This window comes from Mesorhizobium sp. B2-9-1, from assembly GCF_006439455.1.
Taxonomy (GTDB): Bacteria; Pseudomonadota; Alphaproteobacteria; order Rhizobiales; family Rhizobiaceae; genus Mesorhizobium.
In genome coordinates this window covers 1-21,175 of the sequence record NZ_VFTP01000030.1, presented here as the reverse complement: position 1 = coordinate 21,175, position 21,175 = coordinate 1, and the positions used below count along the sequence as shown (strand labels likewise).

The window sequence follows — 21,175 nt, the reverse complement described above, 5'->3', positions numbered from 1 at the left end:
GTCTCGGCTGCGGTTTTGTCGCATCCCATCCTTGCTGGTCGTTCAAACGCTGCTGCTGAACGTGGCGGCGATCGATCGACACCTCGAGCGCGAACTGCTTCCCTCCATGAGGCGCATCCCGTGCCAGCACCAGGCGGCACGGCGTATCTTGAACGTGTTTGCTCAAGTCAGACAGGTCGCCCCACCTCGATGACGGCCTTGATCAGACCGGCCTTCTCCTTCGCCCAGATCGCAATGTCGCGTGGGCTGTCCCGCAGCGTCGTGCGATGGGTGACGAGTTGGTCGATCGCTATTTTGCCGGCATGGATCGAGGCGATGACGTGCTGGAAATCCGCATGCGTCGCGTTACGACTGCCGATCAGCATCATTTCACGCTTGTGAAACTCCGGATCGGAGAAGGTAATATCGCCTTGTACAACGCTGACCATCACCATCACGCCTGCGTGGGCAACAAAGGCGAAGGCAGACTCCATGGAACGGCTGTTTCCCGTAGCGTCGTAGACGATATCGAAACCCGTTCCGGCAGTTCGCTCGGCTATCGCTTCGGCGGCCGAACCGTCCGATTCGTCGATCACGTCGAATCCCAATTGGCTGCCAGCAAAGGCCAGCCGTTCGGCATCGATGTCCATGACGGTCACATCCTGCTGCGCGATGCGCGCAAAAAGCGCGACACCAAGGCCGATCGGTCCGGCGCCGACGACCAACGTCCGATTGCCCGGACCGGCCATGGATCTGCGAACCGCGTGCGCACCGATGGCCAGAAACTCGACCGTGGCAGCCTCGACCGGCGACAGACCCGTCGCCGCGATCAAATTCTGCGCCGGCACCAGTATCTGCTCGCTCATGGCACCGTCGCGGTGCACGCCAAGCACTTCTATCGCGACGCAGCAGTTCGGCTTGCCATGGCGACAGGCCGAACATTTTCCGCAGGCGAGATAGGGATTGATCAGGACTTGATTTCCGACCGATAAGTTCGCGGGTGCGTTGATGGCCGCGATCGTTCCCGAAACCTCGTGGCCCATGATACGTGGATAGGCGAGGTAGGGATGCCTGCCCTCGAAAATGTGGTAATCCGTCCCGCATATGCCGACATAGGCGACATCGACCAAGGCCCAGCCTTCCGGCGGGCTCCCTGGCGCCTCGTGCTCCTCAAGCACCAGCTTGCCCGGCGCGGCGCATCTGACGACTTTGATGGTGGGGGCCATGTTTGTGATTTCACCCCTTCGCTAAGGCGAACCCGCAACAGTCCTGCGGTAGAAGTGGTCCGGCGGCGCCGCCGCCGGACCTCTGTTGGATCACTCGAAGTCCTTGACGTTCTGCAGCGTCACAAGGCCGGCGCCGGTATCCACATTGGCTTCGACCGCCTCCCCGTGGATTGCCTTGACGACAGTGTCGATGCCCAGCTCGCCCATCTTCGCCGGAAATTGTGCAACGCTGGCGTCTTCCGCGCCGGACTTGATCGCTTCGATCTCGCCGCAGCAGGCGTCGAAGCCGACCAGGATGATCTTGTCGTTGGCAATGCCCGCATTGCTTATCGACTTGACGGCGCCGGGGATGGGCGGGCCACAGGCCGAGTAGATCGCCTTGAGATCGGGATTGGCGGTCAGGATGTCCTCGGCCACCGACGTGCCGAGCTCGAGCGTGCAGTTGGTTGCGCCCTTGCCGACAACATCAACCTTGATGTCGCCGAGGCCCTCCATCATGCCGGTGACCCGATCATCCAGAGCCGGCACTCCGGGAACACCTTGCAGGATGCCGATCTTGTCGCCGCTTTTCAGCACGGTCTTCAGATACTCTCCGGCGATCTTGCCGCCGTTGAGATTGTTGGTCGAGACCAGAGCCGTCTGGCCTTTCCAGTTGGGAATGCTGTTGTCAACGAGAACCACCTTGATGCCGGCGGCAACCGCCTTGTCGAGCGCCGGCGCGACGGTCGGGTCGACCGGAGTGATCGCCAGGCCCTTGACGCCTTGGGTGATCATGGACTCGATGAGCGCGATCTGGCCCTCGATGTCCGTAGCTGCCTGGCCCTGGCCGGTGACCAGCTCGATTTCGGGATGAGCGGCCGCGTATTTCTTGGCGGCATCCTCCATGGTCGAATAGAACGGCACGGGGAATTTGGTGATCAGGCCGACCTTGATCTTGTCGGCGGCGGAAGCCGGCATCGCGAATGTAACGGCGATGGCCAGCCCAGCGAACAGTTTCAGGTTCATTGGCATTCCATTCCTCCCTTGGAATTGAGGCGTCTTCCGGCGGAAGTCGCTTCAGGCATTTGCGGACCGGAACGATCCCCAAATCTCGAACGGATCAGGCTCCAACGATCATGGAAACCAGCTCCTGCTTGTTTTCCCTGGTCGGGACAAGCTCGCCGACCTTGCGGCCCTGGCGCAGCACCACGGCGCGATCGGCAAGCTCGACGACGTGCTCCATATTGTGGGTGATCAGGATGACGGCATTGCCCTGGTCGCGCAGGGCGGCGACCAGGTTGAGCACCTGCCGCGATTCACGCAGGCCAAGCGCGGCCGTCGGCTCGTCCAGGATCACGACCTTGCGGGCAAACACGGTCGACCGGGCCACGGCGATGGCTTGTCTTTGACCGCCCGACATCATGGCGACGACGGCGTCCAAGCGCGGCAACGTCACCTTGAGGTTTGCCAGCAGAACACGGGTCTCGGCGTCCATCCTGCGTTGCTGGAGAAATCGCAAGCCGCGAGGAAGCCATTGCGGGCGAGCCAGCTCGCGACCGGCAAAGAAGTTTTGTCCCGGCGTCAGATTGTCGAACAGCGCCAGATCCTGGTAGACGGTCTCGATGCCGGCGAAGCGCGCATCCGCAGGGGAGCGTATCTGGGTTGGCGCACCGTCCAGGGCAATTTCGCCGGCATCGAGTTGGTGCACGCCGCTGATGCATTTGGTCAGCGTCGATTTGCCCGCGCCATTGTCGCCGAGCAGGCCGACGATCTCGCCTCGCCGCACCTTGATGCTGACATCGTCCAGCGCCAGAACCGAACCGAACCGCTTGGTGGCACCGCGTACGGCGAGCACGGGTTGGTCGGCGGTGGCGGCACGATCGGCGTTGGCCGCAACGGCGCTCATGACTGCCTCCCGGCCTGCATGACGCGCACCCGCCCTTCGAGATAGTTGCGCAGCACGTCGGACTCGACGGCGATGACGATGACCACGCCGATGACGATGAGCTGGAAAAAGACATTGACGTTGAGCAGGTTGAGCGCGTTGCGGATGACGCCGATCATGATGGCGCCGATCAAGGCGTGCCCGAGATGGCCGCGGCCGCCAAGAAAACTGGCGCCGCCGATGATCACCGCCGCAATCGTATCCAGTTCAAGCAGATTGCCGAACAAGGGGGAACCGGCGTCGGTGCGGCCGGCGAGTATGACCGCGCCGATGCCGGCGCACAGCCCCGAGATCACATAGACCGAAACCAGGACCCAGGACACCGGAATGCCCATGCGCAGGGCGGCGTCTGGTCGACCGCCGACGGCATAAATCCACCGGCCCCAGACCATGGTCTTGGCCATGACCAGAAGGACCGCGGCAACGCCTGCAACGACAAAGACCGATCCGGGCAGACCCCAGACCGCATCGCGGCCGAGCGCATCTATCGAATCCGGCATCCCCGGTATGGCGCGCCCATCGGCCAGTTGGAGCGCCAAGCCTTTGGCGATGCTCAATGTTGCCAGCGTGATGATGAAAGGATGCGGCAGCCGGCCGAAGACGTAGAAGAGCCCGTTGATGGCGCCCACCGCCGCGCCGCAGCCAACCATCACCGCGATCACTGCGAATGCGGGCGCGCCGCCATGAAAGGCGAGGGCGCCGACGACGGAGGCCAGTGCAAGGTTCGATCCGACGGAAAGATCGATGCCGCGTGTCAGAATGACCAGATGCTGGCCCATCGCCACAACCGAGATCACGGCGGTTTGGGCGAGGATGTTGCCGAGGTTGCGCCCTGTCAGGAAATAGGGCGACAGAAAACCGAGGACGACGATCAGCAAGGCCAGGATGACGACCGGCCCAGCGCTCAGCAAAGTCAGGCCAAGTGCAAGGCCGGGAACAGCGTCTTTCTTCTTGGGCGCTGGTAATGCGCTCTCGCCGACGGTGGTGCCGGTATTTCCCGTTTCAGGCAAAATTTCTCTCCCCGCCGAGGCTGGTTGCGCCGCGTCGTCAAAAACCCAGATCGTGTCGAATTCCTCCTCTTATCGATAAAAAACAACGAGCTTGATCGGGTCAAGTTGTTTTTTATGGATAAAGTTCATGCTAAAAAGAACAAGCTAATATTTCGGGAAAGTCCTATGAGAACCGACACTGTCTACAAGAAGGCGTTCAACCGCGTCGCCAGTATGCTGCATGATGGACAACTGGTCGGAGAGCTTCCGTCCGAGAACGAGTTGAAACGGCGAATGGGCGTCAGCCGCACGACCGTCCGAAAGGTTCTACAGGAACTTGTTCGTCGCAAACTGATCGCCGAGCGCAACGGTATCCGGATTGCGGAGCGCGCGGTCGACGAAAATGATTACTATCCCGACGCCGAAACCACGCCGCGTGCCAAACATGTCGAGCAGCAATTCATGGAGTGGATGCTGCGGGGCGATACCAGACCAGGCACGAGCATAAACGAACTTGAGCTTGCGCGGCAGTTCGGTGTTGCGACCAACGGAATCCGCGAGTTCCTGATCCGCTTCAGCCGGTTTGGGCTGATCGAGAAAAGGCCGAATACCGGTTGGCTTTTCAAGGGCTTCACGGAGGATTTCGCACTTGAGCTGTTTGAGATCAGGGTGATGTTCGAATTGCGCTCGGCGCATCTGTTTTCACAGCAGCCTGAGAATTCCCCGCTGTGGACCAAGCTCGCCGCGCTTAAGATCGCACATGTCGACCTGCTGAAGCGGATCGAAAGCCGCTTTCACGATTTCTCCGGCCTCGATAACCGGTTTCACCGGCTCATAAACGAGGCATCGCCAAACCGCTTCATCGACGGTTTCTACGACATCATCAGCTTCATTTTTCACTATCACTACCAATGGAACAAGCAGGATGAAAAGCAGCGCAACAAGGCAGCGCTCCTTGAGCACATCACCTATATCGACGCGCTCGAAAGCCGAAACCCCGCCTGGGTTGCAAAGGCCTGCCGGGCGCATCTCGCTTCGGCAAGGGCAACCCTGATGCGTTCGCTGATTGCACTTGAAGAATGATCGAAACCGCGCAGGCTCTGGCCATCGGCTCTCCCATCTGTTGTCGGCTGTCGCGGAAACCAATCGCGGTCATTCGCGAGACGGGCTCGCCGTTGCGATTGCCGTTCGCTGACGATTCACCAATCATTTCTGCCGGGATCAGCGCAAACGCCTGGGATTGGCTGAAGCCTCCCTCAACCTCGTCATTCCAGGGCGGAGCAGCCGCGAAGCGGCGTCGCGGAGACCCTGGAATCCATTCCGTGACCTGAGCCGCGGAGTGCAACGGAGCAGAATTCTGCACCGCAGCAGCGCTCTGAAGTCACGGATTCTCGGTCTGCGCGCGTCGCTTCGCCCATTGCTCCGCCCGTGGATGACGTCGCGATGCGCGCTTCGGCCAATCTCCAAAGCATGCCAACCGCCAACGCAAACACACAGATTTCTGTCGAGGAACTCACCGGCCGCAAGCGCGAAACGGGAACTTTTGTTCCGCTGGCGATTTTGGCTATGCTGCAGATCCGAATTGCCGGAAGGTCGCTGCCATGACGAAATATTTTGCAATCGCCGCGCTCGTGCTTGCCGCGGCAGCCACGATGGCTGGCCCGGCCGCCGCTGGCGAACAGCATCGCTACCGCGTCGTCAAACAGGAGCGTTATGTTCCAGCCAGTGACGACATCATCGAGACGCTGTTCGGCGGTCCGCGCTACTACGACCGGCAGATGCCCACCACGTCGGCGGGCGCCTGCGCGTATCACCGCGTCGGGCCGGATGCGGATGCGGTCAACGACATCAACGACCACTATTGCGGGAAGTAATCGCTGACCCTGAGAGTGGGTCAGCCCTTCAAAACAGGGGCTGATCCGCTCTCGGAGACCCTTGGATAAGGAAACGCAGAGTCAGGCTGCGGCCGCCTGCATGTAATCCATTCGCTCGAGATCGGCGATGAGGCCGGGTCCGGTCGGCTGCCAGCCGAGGTGCGCGCGCGTCCATTCGCTCGACGCCGGCATGTCGAGGCCGGCGAACATGGCAAGCCATCCGAAATGGTCGGCAACCTCTTCCTGCGAGAGCGAGACCACCGGCACGTTGAGACCGGCGCCGATCACTTCCGCGATCTCGCGCACCGGGATGCCTTCCTCCGCGACGGCGTTGTAGCGCACGCCGGCTTCCTGCTTGTCCAGCGCCAACTGGTAGAGCTTCGCGACATCCAGCACATGCGCCGCCGACCACCGGTTCCGGCCTTCGCCAAGATAGGCCGACACGCCCTTGGCGCGCGTCTGCGCGATCAGCGGTGTGATCAGGCCCTGCTTCACCGTGTCATGCACCTGCGGCAACCGCACCACCGACACCTTGACGCCCTTCTCGGCCATCGCCGCGCCGGTAAGCTCCGACAGGATGCGCGGATTGGGATGGTCGGTGTTAAAAACGTCTTCTGTCGCCGGCTGTCCGTGCTCGGCGGAACCCATGCCCACACCGGACGTGATGATCAGCAACCGGTCCGAGCCGGCCAGCGCCCCGCCCAGCGCTTCGATGACGCGCTTGTCCTTCTCGCAATTGGCCACGAAACTCGAGAAATTGTGATCGAAAGCGGTGTGGATCACCGCATCCGATTTCGCCGCGCCGTCGCGCAGGCTGTCGAGGTCTTCGAGGTCGCCGCGATGGGGCTCGGCGCCCGCGGCGACAAGCGACCGCGCGCCTGCATCGGAGCGGGTCAGACCAAGCACCTTGTGCCCGGCGGCAAGAAGTTCGGGCACAATCCTGGAACCGATGAAGCCGGTCGCGCCGGTAAGGAATACACGCATGGGAGGGTCTCCTGTGGTTGTTCGGAGGCCTTATTTGCGCTATAACTCATTCTGTTAAAGTAGTGACTTTATCATGGTATAATAGTCAACAGGATCGCAATGCCCGTCGAGACGACCAACAAGCTTGGCACCTTTTTGCGAGATCGCCGCATGCGCCTCGATCCCGCCGCCTTCGGCTTCGCCACGGGGCGCCGGCGCACGCAAGGGCTGCGTCGCGAAGAGGTGGCGCAGCGCGCCAATATCAGCCCAACCTGGTACACCTGGCTGGAGCAGGGGCGGGGCGGCGCGCCGTCCGCGGACGTGCTGAACCGCATCGCCACCGGCCTGATGCTGACCGAGCCCGAACGCGAGCATTTGTTCATGCTGGGTCTCGGGCGGCCGCCGGAAGTTCGCTACAAAAGCGTGGACAGCGTGACGCCGCGCCTCCAGCGTGTCCTCGACGCTTTGGACCCGAGCCCGGCGATCATCAAGACCGCGACCTGGGATGTGGTTGCCTGGAACCGTGCCGCGGCCGCGATGCTGACCGACTATTCCAAGCTGCCGCGCGAGCAGCGCAACATCCTGCGCCTGATGTTCGGCAATTCGCGCGTGCGCGATGCGCAGGACGACTGGCAGAGTGTCGCGCGTTTCGTGGTCGGATCCTTCAGAGCCGACGCCGTTCGGGCCGGCGCCGGCGCGGAGGTCACGGAACTCGTCGAGGAGCTTTCCAGGATCAGCCCCGAGTTCGCGGCACTCTGGCGCGACAATGACGTCGTTGCGGCGCATGGCGAGGGCGTGAAGCGTCTGCGGCATCCCGAGATCGGGCTTATCGAGTTGGAGTTCTCGGTCTTTGCTGTTGACGGTCGACCCGAGCTCGGCATGATCGTCTACAATCCGGTCGCGCAGTCGGATGCGGAACGTATCCGATCCTTGATCGAATCCCGCGCTGGCCAATGAAGCGACCATTCGTGTCGCAACGTGCCAAGCATCTGAGGCCGCAAGGAGGTGTTTCATGAGCTTCGGTCTAAAGTGGTCTCCGTCCGAGAAGAAAGTCGCTCGCGCCGCTTTCGATGCAGCGCTGGATGCGGCGCTCGGCAAGACAATGGCCGAATTCAAAAAGAAGGCCAGCGATGCGACGACGCCGGCCGACATGTGGGAGGTCGAAGACTATCTGCGGCAGCAGCGGCGAGAGATCGACCACATGTTCGACTATCGCTATTCACAGCTTATCCTCGGTTTCGCCGTTCTCATACGGGAAGGGTACTTGGACGAGAACCTGCTTGCCGGTTTGTCCGAAGACAAGCGGGAGGAGATACGCAGATTCCTTGCCTGGCACGCGAGGGAGTAGGTCGTGTCCCCGCGCAGCATCGCTGCTCGGCTGCGGTCGAGCGACTTGTCGCTTGGCTCAACTGCCTTCACGGGCTTTCGAAGCGTCAGCTTGACCGTCGCCGGCCTGATCGCTTCGGGGCGGCGTCAACGCCGCTCGGTTTGCCTGATGTGGTCGATGAAGGCGCGCAGTTTGGGCAGAACCTGATGCCTTTCCGGATAATAGAGGAAAACGCCCGGCGTGGTCATCGCGAAACGGCCGAGCAGTGCCTGGAGTCGCCCGTCGGCGATCGGCGCTTCGGCGATCGGGCCTGGCACCTGCGCCAGCCCGACACCCTGGATCGCCGCGCCGAGCAGCGACGGATAATCGTGCGCGATGAGCGGTCCCGACACGATTGCCTCGACGGCCTTGTTGCCGTCGACGAAGGACCAGGGCGCGACCGAACCATTCGAGCGGCGCAGGCGCAAGCAGGCATGGTCGCGCAGGTCCTCGATGCGCTCGGGCGCCCCGCGCCGGCGCAGATAATCCGAGCTGCCGACGACCGCCATCGGAAAGGAGGGCGTCAGGCGGACCGCGACCATGTCGGGCGCGATCAAGTCGCCCATCCGGATGCCGGCGTCGAATCCTTCAGCGGCGAGATCGGCGAGCTCGCCGCTGGCGACGATCTCCAGCTCGATCTCAGGATAGGCTTGGCAGAAGGAGGCGACCATCGGCTCCAGCAGCATCGGCACCACGGCCGGCGGTACCGAGAGGCGCAAGAGCCCCGCCGGCCGCTGGCCCATCCCGCGCGCGATCTCGCTCGCGGCGATCAGTTCCTCGAAGGCGGGCCGGGCGCGCGCGAAGAAGCGCTCGCCGGCTTCGGTGAGGCCGACGCTGCGCGTCGTGCGGATGAACAGCGCGGCGCCGATGCGCGCCTCGAGCGTTCGTATCGCCTGGCTGATCGCTGACGGGGTGACGGCGAGCTCGGCCGCCGCCTTACGGAAATTGCGATGCCTTGCGACGCTCAGGAATGCTTCGACGCCGTCGAGCGCTCCGTGCCTGACTGTGAAGTTCTGCTTCATGACCCATCGACATTATCGTGGATAGTGGTTCGCGGAAAGCGGCGTTATTTCATCCATGACGTTGGAAGCCTGAAGGGAAATGGCAATGACCGATGAACTCGATCGCGTGCGCGATCACTATCGCGCGACCGGCTTGACCGATCGATTGAAGAACGCACTGGCGGTGTTTGGGCCTGAGCAACAGCGGCTGAAGTCCGAACAGCTGGCGACCCTGGACCAGTTCCATACCCGCGGGCTGGCCGCGACTGCGGAACTCGCCAGCCTCGCCGCCATCACCGCCGACATGTCCGTGCTCGACGTCGGATCGGGCGTCGGCGGGCCGGCCAGGTTTCTTGCCGAGACCTATGGCTGCGCGGTGACCGGCGTCGATCTCAGCGAACCCTTCGTCGAGGCCGCGCGTTACCTGACCACGCGCACCGGCCAAGACGCCAAAGTGTCGTTCGAAACCGGCAGCGCTTTGTCGCTTCCCGTCGAGGATGGCCGCTTCGATGCCGCGCTTTTGCAACATGTGGCGATGAACATCGCCGACCGGCCGCTGCTCTACCGCGAGATCAGGCGCGTTTTGAAGCCGGGCGGAAAATTCGCGACATTCGACGTCGTGCTGAATGGCGGCGATCCGCACTATCCAGTGCCTTGGGCGAAGACGCCGGGCGAAAGCTTCCTGCTGACGGCCGAAGCGACCTGCGAGGCGATCGAAGCCGCTGGCTTCGGCACGCTCGTCCGTCGCGACGACACGGCTGCCGCCAAGGCCTGGTTCGCCGAGCTCCGTGCCTCCGGCCCGCCGCCTTCGCTCAATCTCGGCGTCGTCATGGGGCAGGGTTTCGCCGACTTCGCCACCAATCTCGGGCGCAATCTCATGGAGGGACGGCTGGGCATTCTGACGGCAGTGTTCGAGGCTGTTCCGGTCAAGGCTTGATAGGGAGCGAAGATGTCACCTGCGATGATCTTCAACATCCATCTCGTGCTCGGTTACGTGCCGTGGCTGCTTTGCTTCGCCGCCTATATCTGGCCAAGGCTGAGGTCGATGGAGCCGATGGCGGCGCAACGCGCCATCGCAACGCTGCACAGCTTCCGCTTCTTCGGCCTCGTCTTCCTCATCCCGGGCGTCGTCGGCCCCGACCTTGCTCCTGCCTTCGCAAGCTTCGCCGCCTATGGCGACTTCGCCACCGGCTTGCTCGCCATGCTGGCGCTATTCGCGGTGTCGAGGCCCGTGATCTTCTGGCCGCTGGTCGTGGCCTTTAACGTCGTAGGCGTGGTGGACATTGTCGTCGACTACTATCACGGCGCCGTGCTCGACCTTCCGGGGCAGGCCGGACAGTTGGGCGCGGCTTACGCGATCCCGATCCTCTACGTGCCGCTGCTGATGATCACGCATGTCGCGGCGTTCTATCTGCTGGCGCGTTCCACGCGCCAGCTGGCGGCGACCTAATACATGGGTGTCGCCATATGCTTCGGCGCCGGCCATTCGCTCGTGATCTCGGGCTGCACCGGGCGCTCGAGATAGGTCGAGAGCACGACATAGCTGCGCGTCGAGGTCACGCCGGGCGTGTCGTAGAGACGGGCCAGCAGGCCCTCCAGCGCGCGCGTGTCCTCGGTGCGCACCTTGAGCAGCATGCAGGTGTCGCCGGCGACCGTGTGGATCTCCTCGACCTCCGGATATTTGGAGACCGCCATCAGCTCCGGCGTCTTGCCCCAGCCCCTTGTGTCGATATGCACGAAGGCAAGCAGCGGCTTCTTCACCGCCCTCGGATCGATGATCGCCGATGTGGCGCGGATGGCGCCGCTGCGCTTCAGCCGCTTGACCCGCTCATGCGCCGCCGGCGCCGACAGGCCGACGCGCTCGCCGAGCTCGGCATAGCTGATGGTCGCGTCCTCGATCAGGACGCCTAATATCTTTCGGTCGATCGGGTCGACCTCGCGGGTCGGATGCTTGTTCCGCTGAATGTCATCTGTTTCTGTGTCCATATGGAAATTCTCCATTGATGCGGAATTTAATTCGGCCATTATGATGATATGTCGAACAGCAATCAATCAGCAATTATGACTGAGGCGCCCCGCGCGCCAATCCCTGCAGCCGCCTATCTGCTGACCGGCTGCATCGCCGTCATCGGCTCCAATTCGCTGGTTCTGGGACCGATCGCGCCCGCCGTCGCGGCGTCATTCGGCGCAAGCGTGCCGGCGGTAATGACGGCCGCCGCCGCCTTCGGCCTCGGCACATCGGCCAGCGCGCTCTTCCTTGCCCGCTACATCGACCGGATCGGCGCGCGCCGCATGCTTCAGGGCGCATTGCTGCTGCTGGCCATCGCGCTGGTCGCCAGCGCCTCGGCGCCGACAGTGGCGATGCTGGTGGCCGCCCAGCTCGTTGCCGGCATCGCCGCCGGTATCGCCATGCCGGCGATCTATGCCAGCTCGGCCGCGATCGCGCCGCCCGGCCGCGAGAGCGGCACCATCGGCGTCGTGCTGACCGGCTGGACGCTTTCCATGGTCGCCGGCGTCTCGCTGTCGGCGGTGATTGCCGATCTCATCCATTGGCGTGCCGTCTTCGCGGCCGTTGCAATGCTCGCAGGGGCGGCCGTTGCCGGTCTGGCGATGAGCTCGCTGCACGATATCAGGAAAGGCGGCCCCGCGCCGTCGCCGCTTGGCGCGCTCGCCGTTCCCGGCATCCTGCCGCTGCTCATTGCCTGCGGCGCCTTCATGACCGCCTTCTACGGCGTCTACGGCTATCTCGGCGATCATCTCCACGAAGCCCTCGGCGAGCCGGTCAGCGCCAATGGCCTGGCGGCGGTCGCCTACGGCCTCGGTTTCGGCGCGGCCGCTCTGCTCGATGGCGTCATCGATCGCCTCGGCGCGCGCCTTGTCATGCCCTTTGCCTATCTGCTGGTCGCCGCCGTCTATGTCGCGATTGCCCTGGCAAGCGGCGGCTTCGGCCTGCTGATCGCGACGATCGCCGCCTGGGGCCTTGCCAATCATTTCGGGCTGAACGTGCTGGTCATGCGCCTCACCGCGCTCGACCCGGCGCGCCGCGGCACCATCATGGGTTTGAACAGCACGGTCACCTATCTCGCCGTCACCGTCGGCACGGCAGGCTTCGGCCCGCTCTACACAGGCCTGGGCTTCGCCAACTGCGCGCTGATCGCGGCGGCACTGATGCTGGTGGCGACGGGCGCGGCGGCTTGGCGGTCAGTCGGTCCTCGGTAACAGGCCTGCCGCAGTCTTCGCTTGCGGCCAGAATACTGTTTCGCACTTTTCCTGGAATTGCTCTAAGGCTGGCTTGCGAACCGGAGTCGCAGCCGATGAAGACGAGCCTCGAGATCACCGCCGAGCCCTCGCCGCAGGACCTCGCTTTCCTGGGCGGAAGCCTCACCGCTTTCAACGATGCCGATGTCGGAGCGTCAGGCCGAAAGTCGCTGGCCGTATTCGTGCGCGAGGAAACCGGCGCCCTCGTTGCCGGTATTTCTGGCTACACCGCCTGGGGCTGGCTCTATGTGCAGTGGCTGTGGGTCGACGAAAAACTGCGCGGAAAAGGCGTTGCCGCCGGCATGCTCGACGCGGCCGAACGGGAGGCTGCCGCGCGCGGCTGCCACGGCGCCTGGATCGACACTTTCAATCCGATCGCCGAAAAGGTGTATCGGCGCCAGGGCTACAAGCCGTTCGGCGAGCTGCCTGATTTCCCGGCCGGCCGCAGCCGCACCTTCCTGCAGAAGAAACTGTCGTCCTGATCAGCCCGCCAGTTTTCCGCCGCGCAGCGGCTCGGGCGCGCCGGTGGTGCTCGGAAAGCTGATCGGCAGGCCGCGCAGCACGCGCACGGCGAGGAAAGCGAAACATTCCGCCTCGACGGCATCGCCCTTCCATCCGAGCGTCTCGGCCTGCACCACCTCGACGCCGGCGCGGCTTTCGAGCATCGCCATCATCGTGGGATTGTGACGGCCGCCGCCGCTGACCGCGAGCCGCTTCGGCCGGCGCGGCAATAGGTCGAGCGCCTTGCCGACGGCGGAGACGGTGAAGGCGGTCAGCGTCGCAGCGCCGTCCTCGGCGTTCAGCCCCTCGGCCATCGCCGCGGTGAAGTCGAAGCGGTCGAGCGATTTCGGATAGGGCTTCGTCAGGTACGGATGCTGCAAGAGCCTGGCGAGCCGTTCCTCATCGACCTTGCCGCCGGCGGCCAGCCTGCCGTCACGGTCCATCTCGCCGAGGCCTTTCGACTTGATAAAATCGTTGACCGGCGCATTGGCCGGCCCGGTGTCGAAAGCGACGATTACGTCCTTGCCGTCCCACCAGGTGATGTTGCCGACGCCGCCGAGATTGAGGACGGCGGTGTCGCCGCTGGCGTCCGCCTCTTTGAGCAACGCGGCATGATAGGCTGCAGCCAAAGGCGCGCCTTGCCCGCCGGCCGCGACATCGGCCGAGCGGAAATCATAGGCGACCCTGGTGCCGATCAGCGAGGCCATCAGCTCGCCGTCGCCGAGCTGGCGAGTCTTCCCGATCTTGCCCGGCTGCGGAGCGCGATGCAGCACGGTCTGGCCGTGGAAGCCGACGACGCCGATATCGGCCATGCGCATGCCCTGGCTCTCGACCAGATCCCTGACCGCCGCCGATTGCGCGCGCGTCAGCGCCTCCTCGGCCTCGCGAAAAATCGCCGGCTCCGGCCCTTCGAAATTCCAGGCGCGCGCTTGGCGCAGCGTCTCTTCGAGCAAGCTGCGGATCGACTGCGGGTAGGGGGCCAGCGTGTAGGTGCCGGCGTCGGCGATGCGCTCGCCATCGGTCTTGATCAGCGCCACGTCGATATTGCCGTCGAGCACCGTGCCGGTCATCAGACCGACGGCCCAGATTGGTTCCATGGTCGTTCCTCGAATCGCCCTTCATTCACGTGTCGGACGGATCGGCCCGGCAGGCAAGTGTCTCGCTACACCCGAGCAGGCCGGCGCATAGACCGACGGCTTTTTGCATAGAATGGCGAAAAACGGAGCAACGCCGTTCTTGCCTCTCGGCGAAGAAGGCGCGAGGCTGCGAACAAGGCCATCGGCCGGGCGACTGCCCGGATGGATTATCTCAAGGAGGAAACGCCATGGCAGCCAACGTCGCAGTGATCGCGGGCGCCGGTTCCGGATTGAGCGCCTCGCTGGCGCGGCTTCTCGCCAAGGAGGATTTCCGTATCGTCCTTGCCGCCCGCAACGTCGACAAACTGGCCGCGCTGGCCAAGGAAACCGGTGCGCAGGCCGTCGAAACAGACGTATCGGACGCAGCCTCCGTGGAGCGGCTCTTCGAGGCGGTCGACAAGGCAGGTCCCCTCGAAATTGCCGTCTTCAATGCCAGCGGCCGCACGCGCGGGCCAATCGCCGAGCTCGACGCGCAAGCGGTCAAGCAAGCCCTGCTCGTCGGTGCCTATGGCGGCTTCCTTGTCGGCCAGCAGGCGGCGCGCCGGCTTCTTGCACGTGGTTCCGGCTCGATCCTGTTCACCGGCGCCAGCGCAAGCCTGAAAGGGTTCTCCGGTTCCGCCGGTTTCGCCATGCCGAAATTCGGCCTGCGCGGGCTGGCGCAATCGATGGCACGCGAGCTCGGTCCGAAGAACATCCACGTCGCGCATTTCATCATCGACGGCCAGATCGAGCCGGCCGGACAGGCGCCCGAGTCCGACCGGCCGGATCGTCGCCTCTCCCCCGATGCGATCGCCGAGACCTATCTCGCCGTCCATCGCCAGCATCGCAGCGCCTGGAGCTTCGAGGTCGAGCTGAGGCCTTGGGTCGAGACGTTCTGACGATCCATCGCACGAACCGCGCGACAACACGCCTCGCCGCGGACCTCGTTTACTTTAGAAAATCTGCATGTATCCTGATGCCATTTTAGCGGTCTGCAATGTAAAAAAGCGCAAAACAAAAGATACCTTTACTTAACTTCGGCGTGCATACTGCGCATCGGTCAGAATTGTTGTCCGGCTCTCCTGCACGATAGAGAAATGCGCATGCCGCTTACACGTCGCACGCTGTTTGCAGCCGGAGGCGGAGGGCTGCTGCTCGCGCAGGCGCAAGCCTTGGCCACGCCGGCCCAGGCGCAAGACGTTCCCAAGCCTATCGTCAGCGACAACAAGCTACGCATCGCCATGCCGGCCTTCGCTTCCGATCCCTTCTTCCCGGCCGACGGCTCTGGGGATAGCGGCATCGATATGGACCTGGCGCGTGGCATAGCCGCGGAACTCGGCGTCGAACCGGTGTTCGACCGATCAGCCGGGACCTTCGACGCCATGGTGCAGCAGCTGACGTCCGGCCAGGCGGACCTGGCGATCGGCAAGCTGAGCCGCACCCTCCGGCGCGGCCGCTCGATCCTCTATTCGCGGCCTTACGCCATGCTGCACCAGGGGCTGCTGGCGAACCGCGTCAACCTGGCGCGCATCACGCAGGGCAAGCCGGCTGAACAGATCATCCGTGATTTCTCCGGCGATCTCGGCGTGATCGAAGGCTCGTCCTTCGCCACCTACGCGGCCGCCACGTTTCCGCACGCGACGATCCAGCGCTTCGCCGGCTGGAATACCGTTATCGATGCGATCCGCAACGGCACGATCGACCTCGCCTATCGCGACGATTTCGAGATCAAGAAGCTGATGGTGGACGATCCGTCGATGACGGTGGTCGCGCGCTCGATCACGCTGACCGACAAGGTCGATACGATCGCCGTCGGCATCAGTCCGGACAATCCGCATCTGGCGGCCTTCGTCGATCTCTATCTCGATCTCGCACGAGGCCAGCAGGTCCTCAACACCGACGAGATCATCGCGCGTTATCGCCACGGGAGCAAAGCCTGACAATGGCCGTCTCGGATGTAGCCGCAGCCATGCCTTTCGATTGGCGCCTGGCGGCAAAGCGCATCCTGCGCTCGCCGGCGACGACGATCATCATGATCCTGGCCGGGATCCTGTGCGGCCTCTATTACCCGGCCTTCGCCCATGCGATCAGCCCTGTCGCGCAGGTCTACTTGAATTTCCTCAAGATGGTCGTCCTGCCCTACCTGGTCTCGTCGGTGATCTTCTCCATCACCGCCATGGTCCAGGACCCGAAATCGGTCCGCTACCTCGGCAAGGTGGGCATAGCCGTTCTTGTCGTGTCGTTCCTCGCCGTGCTGGTCAGCGGCACCTATTCGCTGATCCTCAAGCCCGGCCAGATCGAGAACCCGCAGTCGCGCATCGAGCTCGGCGAGTTCATCAATTCGCAAGGCAGCGTCTCCACCGATCTCGCCTTCCCCTTCCAGCCGCCACCGCCCACCGGCGATCCGAGCAGCGCTCATTCGATCTTCCTGGATCTGGTGCCGAACAACGTCTTCAACGCGCTGGCCTCGGGCCAGACCATCCAGGTCCTGTTGTTCTGCCTGCTTTTCGGGCTCGCGATGGGCAGGATTCCCCAGCCCTCGTCGCTCAGCCTCTCACAGGCGCTCAACGCGGTGTACAAGGCCTGCACCGTGCTGACCAACTGGTTCGTCTGGGGATTGCCCTTCGCGACCTTCATCCTGATCGCCGACCAGACCGCGTCGACCGGCATCAAGCCGCTGATGCTGATGGGTGGCTACCTGCTGGTGATGGGCCTTTCCTGCGTGACATTCCTCGCCGGCGCGTTTGCCGTCATCGCCATACGCTCGCGGCGAAGCTATTGGGCCACGATCAAGACCCTTCAGCCGCTTCTGATGGTGGCCATCACAACGCGCTCCACGGTCGCCTCGCTGCCCTGGGTCATCAACCTTTTGACGGAGCGCCTGAGATTCAACCTGGTGGTCGTCGAGCTGCTCGTGCCCCTGCAGGCGGCGCTGCTGCGGACCGGCCCGGCGCTGGTCTACACCTCGGGCGTCCTGTTCATCGCCCAGCTCTACGGCCATCCGCTGGCGATCCCGGACCTCTTGCTTGTCGGTGTCGTCTCCGCGCTTCTGGCGCTGACGACAGGCGGCATGGGCAGCCTGCTCATCCTGTCGCAGATGTCCATTGTCTGTGGCTATCTGAAGCTTCCCTTCGAGGCGGCGTTCGTCCTGTTCGTCGCGGTGGACGCGGCCGTGGACACGCTGATGACGCTGTCCAGCGTCTCCACCGTGGCCGCAAGCACGGCAATGATCGCGCCCAGCCATCGGGAAGCGGCGCAGGCCGCTGAAACCGTCGCGCAAGAGCTCGAAGCCGAGCCCGCCCGATGATCGACGACGGGATCCGTCCGCAGCTCGGCATCATCGGCGGTCTCGGGCCGCTCGCATCGGCCGACTTTTACTTCAAGCTGACCCGGATGACCGGGGCGCTGCGCGACAACGAGCATGTGCCTTCCGTCATCCTCAGCGTGCCGCAACTGCCCGACCGAACCGAAGCGATCTTGGCCGGCCATGACGGGCCGCTGGCGTCGCTGCAAGCTGCGGTCGCGACGCTCAACGCGCTCGGCGTTGCCTGTATCGCCATGCCCTGCAACACCGCACATCATTGGTACGACAGGCTGGCGGCGAACTCGCCAGCCGAGATCATCCACATCGCCGACGCGGTCGTGGCGGAGATCCGCCGCAGCCTGGACCGGGGCAAGGTCGCGAACCTCGCAACCCGGGGCACGCTGGTCTCCGGCTTTTATCAGGACAGGATATCGTCGGCGGGATTCGACCTCTGCCTTGCGCAGGACGCCGAATTTCAGGAGCGCGTCGACAGCGCAATCATGCTCGTCAAGGCCGGTTCGATTGCGGAAGCCGCGGCTGAGACCGAGCGCGCGCTCGATCTCGCGCAAATGGCCGGTGCCGATGCAGCGCTTCTCGGCTGCACCGAACTGTCCGTGGTGGCCGCCAACCTCAACGATCCGGCCGGATTAGTGGTCATCGACAGCAATGCGGCCCTGGCACGGGCCTGCCTGACCCGATTGGGCTTTGCCACGCAGGAGGCGCGCGGCTTGCCGACCGTCTCGTCGCTGCCGGGAGGCGACCGATTGCCTTTGCGTCTTGCCCGGCGCGCTTCATAGGCGCTGCCCGCCTTTGCCGTATCGAACATCCGCTCGCCGGGTGTGCTCCAAGTCATCAAATCTTTGAGAGAATATTTCCCATCATCAACGGCTTCCGTTCGGTGCCTTTCATCATCCTGCTGGTGGCATTGATTCCGGTGACGCGGCTGATCGTCGGCACCTCGATCGACACCTGGGCGGCGATCGTGCGGCTGTCGATCGTCGCCACGCCCTACTACGCCCGCATCGCCGAAGTGTCGCTGTGCGAGGTCGATCACGGGCTGATTGAGGCGGCGCGCCATGGGCGGCAACCGATGGGCGATCATCCGCGAGGCGCTGGTGCCGGAAGCGCTGCCGGGCATCGTCGCCGGCTTTACCGTGACGCTGGTGACGCTGGTCGGCGCCTCGGCCATGGCTGGCGCCGGCGGTCTCGGCGATCTGGCCATCCGCTACGGCTATCAGCGCTTCGAGACCAGCGTCATGGTCGCCGTGGTCGTCGTTCTCATCGTTCTGGTGTGCGGCATCCAGTGGATCGGCGACCGGCTGGTTGCGCGGCTGGATCATCGCTGACCCGTCGGGCAGGGATGCCGGCGCGAACGCAATTTGCCGCAAAAGCTGGGAATTGAGCGCCGGCTTGCTCCGTTTGCAATGAGATTGGGCGGTGCGTTTCTTCACCGGCAATGATGCTGATGTCATCGTGCGAAGGGATCGCAGTCACAATTCCAGGGTTTTCCGTCCGGGATTGCGAAAAAAAGAGTTACCGCCAAGAGGAGCCTGTCCATGCCCAGAATAATTCCGGTGCTCGATCTCGACCGCCTGGAGCAGGGCGCATCGGAACTGCGGACATTTCTGTTCGATCTGCGTACCGCCGCTCGCGATGTCGGCTTCTTCTATCTGAGCGGCCACGGCATCACGCAGCCGGAGATCGATGCAGTGCTCGACGCCGCGCGTCGCTTCTTCGCCTTGCCGGAGGCCGACAAGCTCGACATCGAGATGGTCAAGTCGCCGCAGTTCCGTGGCTATACGCGCGCCGGCGGCGAGCTGACCAAAGGCAAGGCCGACTGGCGCGAGCAGCTCGACATCGGCGTCGAACGCACGACGATTGCGCAAGGGCCGGGCGTGCCGGCCTGGACGCGGCTGCAGGGTCCGAACCAGTGGCCGGCCGCGCTTCCCGACCTGAAGCCCGCGCTGCTTGCCTGGCAGGCCAAGGCGACCGACGTGGCGATCCGGCTGCTGAAAGCCTTCGCGCTGTCGCTCGACCAGCCGGAGGATGCTTTCGATCCGATCTATCGCGGTGAGCCGAACCACCGCATGAAGATCGTGCGCTATCCTGGCCGCCACGCCACCGGCGACGACCAGGGCGTCGGCGCGCATAAGGATGGCGGCTTTCTCACGCTTCTGCTGCAGGATGAGAACAAGGGCCTGCAGGTCGAATATGACGGCAGCTGGGTCGATGTCGACCCGATCCCGCGAACGCTCGTCGTCAACATCGGCGAGTTGCTGGAGCTCGCCTCGAACGGCTATCTCAGGGCGACCGTGCATCGCGTCGTCACGCCGCCGGCTGGCGTCGAACGCATTTCGGTGCCATTCTTCTTCAGCGCCCGGCTCGATGCCACCATCCCGCTGCTCGACCTGCCGGAGGAACTCGCTGCCGAAGCGCGCGGCCCGGCCAGCGATCCCGACAATCCGCTCTTCCGCAACGTCGGAACCAATGTACTGAAAAGCCGCCTGCGGTCGCATCCCGACGTGGCGCGGCGTCACTATGCCGACCTTCTGGAAAAAGCAGCGGCCATCGGCTGACGATTTCGTCGGATTTGAGCGAGATTTTTTCGCGTTTCTCGTCTTTTTTGGAATTCCGTTCGTGGAAAATCTGCCGCTCCAGGCCCACATAGGAACCATCGCTCGGTGTTTTCCTCCCATTGCGCCGGGCGATGTTCCCCTCTGAAGGTTATGACCTTCATACTTTGGCCGGGCCGCTTTCGCGCCCGGCCTTTTTCTTATCTGCGTCGGGAATCCACCGATCAGACCGGCGAGGCGCTCGGCCTGCATTTGGATGTCGACCCGTTCACCGGCTCCGGTCCGGTCAGCCGCCGCCTGCTCGAATATTTCGCGCTCGAGCCTCAAGCGCGGTTTCCTCGCTATCCATCCTGACATGAATACGCGAACCGTTGTGTTACGGTGTTGGTGATGTTCACGGCATCCGCTCGGGCCTGCCGTCAAGTGAAGAGGAGAGTTCGCCACGTCCAGGATCAGTCGCCGCGCCTTGCTCTTTCACTCCGGCTGCGCGGTCGTCGCCTCGACCGTCGCAGCAAACGGTCACAGCACAAGGGCGCCGAGGCGTGACCGGCAACCATCCAATGATCTGTTCGCCCTGATTGAGGCGCACAAGGCAGCGTACGCAGCGTTCGGCAAGGCCGTCCACAAAAGGGGCAGCCATAGCCGCGACCACATCGAGGCCGGCCGAGAGGAGGAGAGGACGCTGCTGGCCATTTGCGCCTATCGGGCGGTCAAAGAAGGCGACCGCCTGGCCAAGGCCCGATACCTTTTGGAGATCGAGGCGCGCGGCGAGCTCGACCTGCCAGAACACATGCAGGCCCTTCTGCGCTCTATAGTGTGAAAGGCATCAGCCGCATAGACGTCGAACCCGGAATGTCCGCAATGCTGAAGGGTTTCGGGGCCGATCATGCTGGCGATGCTGTTCCTGCCGAAGGGGCTGACGCGGTTCAGTGTGATGCAGTGACTAGAATCGGCGTCGAACTAGTTTCCCGACACAGGGATTTTGAAAGGTTGGTTTGTCTTGGTGCAAGATTTCCGTTCATTTGCGTGAAATCAGCGCAAACGCCGGAGATTGGTTGAAGCCGCCCCAACCTCGTCATTCTATGGCGGAGCAAGGAGCGAA

General features: G+C 63.6%; 24 protein-coding genes and 1 pseudogene. 17 read left to right on the top strand and 8 right to left on the bottom strand.

Annotated elements, in window-relative coordinates; translation table 11 throughout:
- Window positions 1-167 precede the first annotated feature (167 nt).
- The 4 genes from FJW05_RS26995 to FJW05_RS26980 all read right to left on the bottom strand — a co-directional run bounded on the left by FJW05_RS26995 (window position 168) and on the right by FJW05_RS26980 (window position 4,139).
- Entirely contained in the window at window positions 168-1,193 is a 1,026-nt protein-coding gene (locus FJW05_RS26995; RefSeq protein ID WP_140637118.1) for a zinc-binding alcohol dehydrogenase family protein, read from the bottom strand.
- A gap of 102 nt (window positions 1,194-1,295) precedes the next feature.
- Window positions 1,296-2,210 (bottom strand): sugar ABC transporter substrate-binding protein, encoded by a 915-nt coding sequence (locus tag FJW05_RS26990; protein ID WP_140637099.1) that lies wholly within the window; start codon window positions 2,208-2,210, stop codon window positions 1,296-1,298.
- 94 nt (window positions 2,211-2,304) lie between these two features.
- The gene (locus FJW05_RS26985) at window positions 2,305-3,090 is read right to left on the bottom strand and encodes an ATP-binding cassette domain-containing protein (RefSeq protein WP_140637097.1); all 786 of its coding nucleotides are present in this window, start codon (window positions 3,088-3,090) and stop codon (window positions 2,305-2,307) included.
- Entirely contained in the window at window positions 3,087-4,139 is a 1,053-nt protein-coding gene (locus FJW05_RS26980) for an ABC transporter permease (protein ID WP_246673644.1), read from the bottom strand. The genes FJW05_RS26985 and FJW05_RS26980 overlap by 4 nt, the downstream gene beginning before the upstream one ends.
- Window positions 4,140-4,304: 165 nt before the next feature.
- Between FJW05_RS26980 and FJW05_RS26975 the strand changes: the two genes are divergently transcribed.
- The 3 genes from FJW05_RS26975 to FJW05_RS26970 all read left to right on the top strand — a co-directional run bounded on the left by FJW05_RS26975 (window position 4,305) and on the right by FJW05_RS26970 (window position 5,992).
- Window positions 4,305-5,201, top strand: coding sequence for a GntR family transcriptional regulator (locus FJW05_RS26975; RefSeq protein WP_140637114.1), 897 nt, complete (start codon window positions 4,305-4,307; stop codon window positions 5,199-5,201).
- A gap of 360 nt (window positions 5,202-5,561) precedes the next feature.
- Window positions 5,562-5,723: a hypothetical protein gene (locus tag FJW05_RS27575; RefSeq protein WP_181165091.1), complete on the top strand. Its 162-nt coding sequence runs from the start codon at window positions 5,562-5,564 to the stop codon at window positions 5,721-5,723.
- The gene (locus FJW05_RS26970) at window positions 5,720-5,992 is read left to right on the top strand and encodes a hypothetical protein (RefSeq protein ID WP_140637095.1); all 273 of its coding nucleotides are present in this window, start codon (window positions 5,720-5,722) and stop codon (window positions 5,990-5,992) included. The genes FJW05_RS27575 and FJW05_RS26970 overlap by 4 nt, the downstream gene beginning before the upstream one ends.
- A gap of 81 nt (window positions 5,993-6,073) precedes the next feature.
- Here the strand turns inward: FJW05_RS26970 and FJW05_RS26965 are convergent, their stop codons facing one another.
- Window positions 6,074-6,976 carry an SDR family oxidoreductase gene (locus tag FJW05_RS26965; RefSeq protein ID WP_140637093.1) on the bottom strand — a complete coding sequence of 301 codons (903 nt, stop codon included), beginning with the start codon at window positions 6,974-6,976 and terminating at the stop codon, window positions 6,074-6,076.
- 99 nt (window positions 6,977-7,075) lie between these two features.
- On the opposite strand from FJW05_RS26965, the gene FJW05_RS26960 reads away from it, so the two are divergent.
- Window positions 7,076-7,912 (top strand): helix-turn-helix transcriptional regulator, encoded by an 837-nt coding sequence (locus FJW05_RS26960; RefSeq protein ID WP_140637092.1) that lies wholly within the window; start codon window positions 7,076-7,078, stop codon window positions 7,910-7,912.
- 55 nt (window positions 7,913-7,967) lie between these two features.
- On the top strand, window positions 7,968-8,303 hold the full coding sequence (locus FJW05_RS26955) for a hypothetical protein (protein ID WP_140637090.1): 336 nt from the start codon (window positions 7,968-7,970) through the stop codon (window positions 8,301-8,303).
- A gap of 125 nt (window positions 8,304-8,428) precedes the next feature.
- Here the strand turns inward: FJW05_RS26955 and FJW05_RS26950 are convergent, their stop codons facing one another.
- On the bottom strand, window positions 8,429-9,343 hold the full coding sequence (locus FJW05_RS26950) for a LysR family transcriptional regulator (RefSeq protein ID WP_140637088.1): 915 nt from the start codon (window positions 9,341-9,343) through the stop codon (window positions 8,429-8,431).
- 85 nt (window positions 9,344-9,428) lie between these two features.
- Between FJW05_RS26950 and FJW05_RS26945 the strand changes: the two genes are divergently transcribed.
- On the top strand, window positions 9,429-10,259 hold the full coding sequence (locus FJW05_RS26945; RefSeq protein ID WP_140637086.1) for a class I SAM-dependent methyltransferase: 831 nt from the start codon (window positions 9,429-9,431) through the stop codon (window positions 10,257-10,259).
- Window positions 10,260-10,271: 12 nt separating this feature from the next.
- A complete protein-coding gene (locus FJW05_RS26940; protein ID WP_140637084.1) occupies window positions 10,272-10,772 on the top strand; it encodes a hypothetical protein in 501 nt (166 codons plus the stop codon).
- Here the strand turns inward: FJW05_RS26940 and FJW05_RS26935 are convergent.
- On the bottom strand, window positions 10,769-11,308 hold the full coding sequence (locus FJW05_RS26935; RefSeq protein ID WP_140637082.1) for an Lrp/AsnC family transcriptional regulator: 540 nt from the start codon (window positions 11,306-11,308) through the stop codon (window positions 10,769-10,771). The two genes, FJW05_RS26940 and FJW05_RS26935, sit on opposite strands and share 4 nt — an antisense overlap.
- Before the next feature lie 48 nt (window positions 11,309-11,356).
- On the opposite strand from FJW05_RS26935, the gene FJW05_RS26930 reads away from it, so the two are divergent.
- Both FJW05_RS26930 and FJW05_RS26925 read left to right on the top strand, forming a co-directional pair.
- A complete protein-coding gene (locus FJW05_RS26930) occupies window positions 11,357-12,541 on the top strand; it encodes an MFS transporter (protein WP_140637080.1) in 1,185 nt (394 codons plus the stop codon).
- Window positions 12,542-12,636: 95 nt separating this feature from the next.
- A complete protein-coding gene (locus tag FJW05_RS26925; RefSeq protein WP_140637079.1) occupies window positions 12,637-13,062 on the top strand; it encodes a GNAT family N-acetyltransferase in 426 nt (141 codons plus the stop codon).
- On the opposite strand, the gene FJW05_RS26920 is transcribed toward FJW05_RS26925, so the two are convergent.
- The gene (locus tag FJW05_RS26920) at window positions 13,063-14,178 is read right to left on the bottom strand and encodes an anhydro-N-acetylmuramic acid kinase (RefSeq protein ID WP_140637077.1); all 1,116 of its coding nucleotides are present in this window, start codon (window positions 14,176-14,178) and stop codon (window positions 13,063-13,065) included. It lies immediately after the preceding gene.
- A gap of 227 nt (window positions 14,179-14,405) precedes the next feature.
- Between FJW05_RS26920 and FJW05_RS26915 the strand changes: the two genes are divergently transcribed.
- From FJW05_RS26915 to FJW05_RS26880, 8 genes and pseudogenes are all read left to right on the top strand, one after another.
- Window positions 14,406-15,095, top strand: coding sequence for an SDR family NAD(P)-dependent oxidoreductase (locus tag FJW05_RS26915; protein WP_140637075.1), 690 nt, complete (start codon window positions 14,406-14,408; stop codon window positions 15,093-15,095).
- 204 nt (window positions 15,096-15,299) lie between these two features.
- Window positions 15,300-16,136, top strand: a complete 837-nt coding sequence (locus tag FJW05_RS26910; protein WP_181165090.1) for a transporter substrate-binding domain-containing protein — start codon at window positions 15,300-15,302, stop codon at window positions 16,134-16,136.
- Between the two features lie 2 nt (window positions 16,137-16,138).
- Entirely contained in the window at window positions 16,139-17,503 is a 1,365-nt protein-coding gene (locus FJW05_RS26905; RefSeq protein ID WP_140637073.1) for a cation:dicarboxylase symporter family transporter, read from the top strand.
- Window positions 17,500-18,297 (top strand): amino acid racemase, encoded by a 798-nt coding sequence (locus FJW05_RS26900; protein ID WP_140637071.1) that lies wholly within the window; start codon window positions 17,500-17,502, stop codon window positions 18,295-18,297. The genes FJW05_RS26905 and FJW05_RS26900 overlap by 4 nt, the downstream gene beginning before the upstream one ends.
- Before the next feature lie 80 nt (window positions 18,298-18,377).
- Window positions 18,378-18,846, top strand: a pseudogene (locus FJW05_RS26895) (methionine ABC transporter permease); the annotation flags it as partial.
- Between the two features lie 210 nt (window positions 18,847-19,056).
- A complete protein-coding gene (locus FJW05_RS26890) occupies window positions 19,057-20,076 on the top strand; it encodes an isopenicillin N synthase family oxygenase (RefSeq protein WP_140637069.1) in 1,020 nt (339 codons plus the stop codon).
- Between the two features lie 150 nt (window positions 20,077-20,226).
- A complete protein-coding gene (locus tag FJW05_RS27570; RefSeq protein WP_181165093.1) occupies window positions 20,227-20,427 on the top strand; it encodes a hypothetical protein in 201 nt (66 codons plus the stop codon).
- A gap of 112 nt (window positions 20,428-20,539) precedes the next feature.
- A complete protein-coding gene (locus tag FJW05_RS26880; RefSeq protein WP_246673643.1) occupies window positions 20,540-20,893 on the top strand; it encodes a hypothetical protein in 354 nt (117 codons plus the stop codon).
- Window positions 20,894-21,175 lie beyond the last annotated feature (282 nt).

Coding starts and splice junctions, on each gene's coding strand:
- FJW05_RS26990 (WP_140637099.1), bottom strand. CDS start 2,210: ATGAACCTGAAACTGTTCGCTGGGCTGGCCATCGCCGTTACATTCGCG.
- FJW05_RS26985 (WP_140637097.1), bottom strand. CDS start 3,090: ATGAGCGCCGTTGCGGCCAACGCCGATCGTGCCGCCACCGCCGACCAA.
- FJW05_RS26975 (WP_140637114.1), top strand. CDS start 4,305: ATGAGAACCGACACTGTCTACAAGAAGGCGTTCAACCGCGTCGCCAGT.
- FJW05_RS27575 (WP_181165091.1), top strand. CDS start 5,562: ATGCGCGCTTCGGCCAATCTCCAAAGCATGCCAACCGCCAACGCAAAC.
- FJW05_RS26970 (WP_140637095.1), top strand. CDS start 5,720: ATGACGAAATATTTTGCAATCGCCGCGCTCGTGCTTGCCGCGGCAGCC.
- FJW05_RS26965 (WP_140637093.1), bottom strand. CDS start 6,976: ATGCGTGTATTCCTTACCGGCGCGACCGGCTTCATCGGTTCCAGGATT.
- FJW05_RS26960 (WP_140637092.1), top strand. CDS start 7,076: ATGCCCGTCGAGACGACCAACAAGCTTGGCACCTTTTTGCGAGATCGC.
- FJW05_RS26955 (WP_140637090.1), top strand. CDS start 7,968: ATGAGCTTCGGTCTAAAGTGGTCTCCGTCCGAGAAGAAAGTCGCTCGC.
- FJW05_RS26950 (WP_140637088.1), bottom strand. CDS start 9,343: ATGAAGCAGAACTTCACAGTCAGGCACGGAGCGCTCGACGGCGTCGAA.
- FJW05_RS26945 (WP_140637086.1), top strand. CDS start 9,429: ATGACCGATGAACTCGATCGCGTGCGCGATCACTATCGCGCGACCGGC.
- FJW05_RS26940 (WP_140637084.1), top strand. CDS start 10,272: ATGTCACCTGCGATGATCTTCAACATCCATCTCGTGCTCGGTTACGTG.
- FJW05_RS26935 (WP_140637082.1), bottom strand. CDS start 11,308: ATGGACACAGAAACAGATGACATTCAGCGGAACAAGCATCCGACCCGC.
- FJW05_RS26930 (WP_140637080.1), top strand. CDS start 11,357: ATGTCGAACAGCAATCAATCAGCAATTATGACTGAGGCGCCCCGCGCG.
- FJW05_RS26925 (WP_140637079.1), top strand. CDS start 12,637: ATGAAGACGAGCCTCGAGATCACCGCCGAGCCCTCGCCGCAGGACCTC.
- FJW05_RS26920 (WP_140637077.1), bottom strand. CDS start 14,178: ATGGAACCAATCTGGGCCGTCGGTCTGATGACCGGCACGGTGCTCGAC.
- FJW05_RS26915 (WP_140637075.1), top strand. CDS start 14,406: ATGGCAGCCAACGTCGCAGTGATCGCGGGCGCCGGTTCCGGATTGAGC.
- FJW05_RS26910 (WP_181165090.1), top strand. CDS start 15,300: ATGCCGCTTACACGTCGCACGCTGTTTGCAGCCGGAGGCGGAGGGCTG.
- FJW05_RS26905 (WP_140637073.1), top strand. CDS start 16,139: ATGGCCGTCTCGGATGTAGCCGCAGCCATGCCTTTCGATTGGCGCCTG.
- FJW05_RS26900 (WP_140637071.1), top strand. CDS start 17,500: ATGATCGACGACGGGATCCGTCCGCAGCTCGGCATCATCGGCGGTCTC.
- FJW05_RS26890 (WP_140637069.1), top strand. CDS start 19,057: ATGCCCAGAATAATTCCGGTGCTCGATCTCGACCGCCTGGAGCAGGGC.
- FJW05_RS27570 (WP_181165093.1), top strand. CDS start 20,227: ATGACCTTCATACTTTGGCCGGGCCGCTTTCGCGCCCGGCCTTTTTCT.